Source organism: Helicobacter pylori, assembly GCF_001998165.1.
GTDB classification, from domain to species: Bacteria; Campylobacterota; Campylobacteria; order Campylobacterales; family Helicobacteraceae; genus Helicobacter; species Helicobacter pylori_DL.
The window spans coordinates 1-4,677 of record NZ_MTWR01000023.1; the positions used below are offsets into that span (position 1 = coordinate 1).

General features: G+C 37.7%; 4 protein-coding genes and 1 pseudogene. All 5 read right to left on the bottom strand.

The genetic code is table 11. From position 1 onward, the window contains the following. Positions 1-319: 319 nt before the first annotated feature. Positions 320-1,075: a HugZ family heme oxygenase gene (locus tag BZK24_RS03300; RefSeq protein ID WP_077656561.1), complete on the bottom strand. Its 756-nt coding sequence runs from the start codon at positions 1,073-1,075 to the stop codon at positions 320-322. 60 nt (positions 1,076-1,135) lie between these two features. Beyond that, positions 1,136-2,761 (bottom strand): arginine--tRNA ligase, encoded by a 1,626-nt coding sequence (argS, locus tag BZK24_RS03305; protein ID WP_077656562.1) that lies wholly within the window; start codon positions 2,759-2,761, stop codon positions 1,136-1,138. A gap of 2 nt (positions 2,762-2,763) precedes the next feature. Continuing rightward, positions 2,764-3,003, bottom strand: coding sequence for a twin-arginine translocase TatA/TatE family subunit (locus tag BZK24_RS03310; protein WP_000508590.1), 240 nt, complete (start codon positions 3,001-3,003; stop codon positions 2,764-2,766). Positions 3,004-3,074: 71 nt separating this feature from the next. After that, the gene (gene gmk / locus BZK24_RS03315) at positions 3,075-3,695 is read right to left on the bottom strand and encodes a guanylate kinase (RefSeq protein ID WP_000551231.1); all 621 of its coding nucleotides are present in this window, start codon (positions 3,693-3,695) and stop codon (positions 3,075-3,077) included. Next, positions 3,688-4,677, bottom strand: a pseudogene (locus BZK24_RS09570) (hypothetical protein); the annotation flags it as partial. The gene gmk and the pseudogene BZK24_RS09570, both read right to left, overlap by 8 nt.

A 4,677-nucleotide genomic window follows, 5' to 3' on the forward strand; every position in this document is an offset into this window, starting at 1 on the left:
ATTATCAAAACCCTAAATACCCTCTCGTTTTTTGCCCGCTATTGGTTTATGGGTATTTTAGCATATAAAACTCCAACGCTTTTTCAAAGAGGAGCGAGCGATTAGGAAAACCTTACTAGAAATAGAAAATAAGAGCTTTGCAAGTAAGTGTTTTGATTGCATTAATAAAGCGAATTTTTTGCTTTCATTATAAAAAAGCTAACCCTACAACATCAAAGAGTGGTAGAAAATAAAGAGCGTTAATCAGATTTTTATGACACCATTTATCCCAAACACCTAGGTGTTTGGGAAATCTTCCTAAATGGATTTAAATGAAAATTTATTTCTTGTGAGCGAAATTGTGTGGGTTGCCTTTATCCCCAACATAAGCGATTTTATCGCCTAAAATATCATAAGCTTGACCAAAGCCTTTCACAAAACGCCCTTCTTTGAAATCCAATGCGATCAAATGGAAATCTTGCATGGCACGAATGGTTTTAATGCCCCCAGCGCCGCCGGTTTTTTCAATGAAAGAATCAAACGCTTTGTCAAACTCCGCCCCTCTTTCAATAAAACGAGCGTGGGTTTTATAACGCAAGCGTTTCCTCAAAATAGCTGATTTAGCCTTGCTCTCGTCTTCTAAAAACATCACTTCCACATTGTGGGGGTTGTTTTTAAGACCGGCAAAATGCTCAGCCACTTCGCTCACATAAATGTAGTATTGTTTGCCATCGGTCATTAAAGGCGCATAAGAGCATACCACATGCCCATTAGGGTGTAAGGTCGCTAAACAAACAGAATCAAAGCTTCCTTTAAAGGCTTTAACTTCTTCTTCCACGCCTTTTAAGTCATGGGTTTTTTCCACGCTTTGGCACAATTCAATGATAGCGTTTTTGTAGTCTTTGGGGTCTTTAACTTCGTGGTTAAATTCAATCCTTAAGGTTTGGTTGTTGTTATAACCAATCACAATGCCTTGTGGATCCACGCTTTTAAAGGCGACATTTTCGGCGTGATGGACTTGCCCGAATTTTTTCAATAAACCTTTCATGTCTTCAACATGGTGAGCGTTCATGTGTTCTATAATACGATTAAGCAAAACATTCTCCTTATTTTCAAAAAATAAGGAGAATGTTATAACAAAAAATTAAATATTAGCTTAATCTTTAGCGGAAATTTTGGTTTTGATTTCTATGCCTAAAAGTTTAAAGGCGTTAGTTAAACTCAAGCTCACCATTAAACAAATTTTTAAAAGCTCTTTCGCTTTAGGGGTGTCTAAGATTTTGCCAGCGTTATAGAAGCGGTGGAATTCTGAAGCGAGAGTTTTTGCGTATTCGCACATTTTTTGCAAGCCGTATTCTTCAAAAGAGGATTCAACCGCTTTAGGCAAGCTTAAAGCACTAAAAAGCAAGTATTTTTCTTCAGCGTTTAAATTTTTTAAAGGGGTTTGTAAGATTTCTTCTTTAGAAAAGGGCGATTTTTCTAGCATGGTGTGGATGCGCGAATTAGCGTAATGGATATAGTAAATGGGGTTTGAGCTGTCTTGCTTTTTTAAAGTATTGACATCAAATTCTAAATGAGTGTCAAGCCGTTTGCTCAAAAAAATAAACCTTAAAGCATCCTTACCCACATCATCAACCACATCTTTAATCAAAATGAAATTACCCGCTCTTTTACTCATCTTGTAAGGCTCGTTATCTTTGAGCAAGCGCACCATTTGAGCGAGTAAGACTTCAAGCTTACTAGAATCATAGCCCAAAAACTTAAGGCTAGCTTTCACTCTGGCGATATAGCCGTGGTGGTCTGCCCCCCAAATGTTGATATATTTGGTGTAATTTTGCTTGAATTTTTCATCATGATAGACAATATCGCCGGCTAAATAAGTGCAACTTTTATCTTCTTTAATGAGCACCCGATCGCTTTCATCTTGATAGAGTGAAGATTTGAGCCAGATTTTAGAATCCTTTTCATAAAGGGCGTTCGCTTTTTCTAATCGCTCAAACACCGCATCTTTATGTTTAAAAACTTCTTTTTCGCTCGCATAGGAATCAAAATGAATGCCTAAAGCGTCTAAATTATCCTTAATTTCTAAAAGCATTAAATCTTTAGCGTAGCCGCTTAAAACTTCAATGATAGTCTCTTCGTTTTCTTTAAAAAGGCTTGGCTCTAAATCGTTGTGAGCCTTTTTGGCGATTTCAATGATGTATTCGCCCTTGTAAAAGACTTCCGGATAAGTTACGCTCTCTTTTAAAACATGTTCTTTGTAAGCGAGCCATACAGAAACCCCTAACAAGCGGATTTGAGATCCCATGTCATTGACATAATATTCGCACAAAACTTCATGCCCTAAAAAGCGAGCGATTTTAGCCAAACTATCGCCAAACACCGCACCCCTAGCATGCCCTATGTGTAAAGGCCCTGTGGGGTTAGCGCTCACGAATTCTAAAAAGATTTTTTGAGAACGTTCGCTTTTAACTTGAGAGCCAAATTGTTCTTTTAATTCTAAAGCTTTTTGGGTGAAACGCTCCAAAAAGTCTAAAGAAAGCGTGAAATTGATATAGCCCTTACAAGCCACTACGCTGTCAAAAAACCCTTGAGTTTTTTTGTGCGTGCTGATTTTAAGGGCTAATTCTTCAGCGATGGCTAAGGGCGATTTTTTAAAAACTTTGGCGAGATTGAAAGCGATCGGCGTAGCGTAATGCCCATGCTCTCTGTCTTTAGGGTATTCAATAATGACTTCAGCTTCTAAAACCTCTTCTAAAACGCCCTTAATGAGAGTGTGCATGCTTAACTTTCTTGTTTGCTTTTAATCTCGCTAGTTTCATGCACTTTGGTTTGCGTTGCTTGAGCGTCTAGGGTTTTTGGCTCGTTTTTAGCTTCTTCTTCATCGTCTTTCACGGCTTTTTTGAAATTCTTAATCCCACTGCCTAAACCTTTAGCCAACTCTGGGATCTTTTTAGCCCCAAACAACAACACAATCACTAATAAAACAATGACCCAATGCCATATACTTGTGAATCCGCCCATACTTTACTCCTTAATCTTATCGGTTGGTTTTTATTTGAATTATAGCTTTTTTAAAAAATAATTGGTAGGTTTTATAAGGATTCGTTTTTCCAAGCCTTGCATATTTTTTCAAAATTAAACGCTTTTAAGCGATAGACTAAAGTTTTTGCGATGCTTAAGATGATTTCTTTGGATTTTTCTAAATCTTCATTGATGATGAGGTAATCAAAGCTTTCCAAGCACTGCATTTCTTTATAAGCGTTGATCAAGCGTTTTTCTATCGTCTCTTTAGAATCCGTCCCCCTTAAAAGCAAGCGCTCTTTTAAAATCTCTTGGTTTTTGGTGCTAATAAAGACTGAGCATGCGTTGGGGTAATGCTTTTTAAGGATCTCATGCCCTTGCACATCAATATCAAAAATGACGATTTTGCCCTCTTTTAAGGCTTTTTCTACAGGGATTTTAGAAGTGCCATAGTAGTGGTTATGCACGATCGCCCATTCTAAAAACTGCCCTTTTTCTATGCCTTGTTTGAATTCTTCTTCGCTGACAAAATTATAATGCAAGCCATCAACTTCGCCCTCTCTAGGCTTCCTCGTGGTGGTGGAAAGGGAAAAATGGGTTTTGGGGATTTTTTCTTGCAAATACTTTGTAAGGGTGCTTTTACCCGCTCCGCTAGGGCCTGAAAGGATGAGTAAATTAAAATCATTATGCATTAGGTTTCTTATCCTCTAAAGTGATTTTAATGCTTAAGGTTTTGTTTTCTAAAAGGCTTTTTAAGGACTCTTGATTCAGGCTTTTTAATAAATCTTGCAAATTCAAGCGCAATTCTAGGGGGCTAGAAGTTTTATCGCTTTCTTCTTTTTCTTGCGGGGTTTTTATATCGCTCTCTTTAGGGGTTTCTGTGGCGTTCTCACTATTAGGGGTTTTTGCAACGGCTTCATTCAAAAAGGGCAATTCTTCCCCCATCGCTTTAGCCATCACCGGCTCAGGAATGTCTTCAATATTTTCGTAATGGTCTTCTTGTAGCGTTTCATCTTGGGTTTGTGGCGTTTCTTTTTCTTGGGGCGTTTCATCTTGGGTTTCTTGGGTTTCTAATTCTTGTAAATTTTGCACGCTTTCTTGCATGTTTTCATCTTTGGAGGTTTCGTTTTCTTGTAGCGTTTCATCTTGGGCTTCTAATTCTTGGAGTTTTTCATCTTGGGCTTCTTGGATTTCTTTTTCTTGGGAGGTTTCTGCAATTTCTTCTTTTTCTAATCCTTGCGCTTGTGTTTTTTCTGCGACTTCTTGCGTTTCTTCTTCTTTAGGAATTTCTAATTCTTGCGTTTCTATATCTTGCGGTGTTTCTGTGTTTTCTTGGGTTTCTTGGGTTTCTTGGGTTTCCTTTTTATTCTCTTGGTCGTTAGAATTTTCTTGGATTTCTTTGACTAATTCTTGCATGGCTTCTAATTCTTGCACGCTTGGGGAATCTTGTGTTTTCTCTTGTTTTTCCTCCTTAATTTCTTGCGTTTCTTCTTTAACTTCTTCTTTGATCTCTTCCTTAACTTCTTCTTGCGTTTCTTCTTTAGGGATTTCTAATTTTTCTTGCGTTTCCAACTCTTTAGAAACTTCTTCATCTTTAGGGGTTTCACTCTCTTGCGTTTCATCATCTTTAGGCTTTTCTTCTTTTTGGGGAGTTTCTTTAACCTCTTCTTTTTC

What these genes read in the sequence shown, in the direction of transcription:
- BZK24_RS03310 (WP_000508590.1), bottom strand. Translation starts at nt 3,003, where the DNA reads ATGGGCGGATTCACAAGTATATGGCATTGGGTCATTGTTTTATTAGTG.
- argS (WP_077656562.1), bottom strand. Translation starts at nt 2,761, where the DNA reads ATGCACACTCTCATTAAGGGCGTTTTAGAAGAGGTTTTAGAAGCTGAA.
- gmk (WP_000551231.1), bottom strand. Translation starts at nt 3,695, where the DNA reads ATGCATAATGATTTTAATTTACTCATCCTTTCAGGCCCTAGCGGAGCG.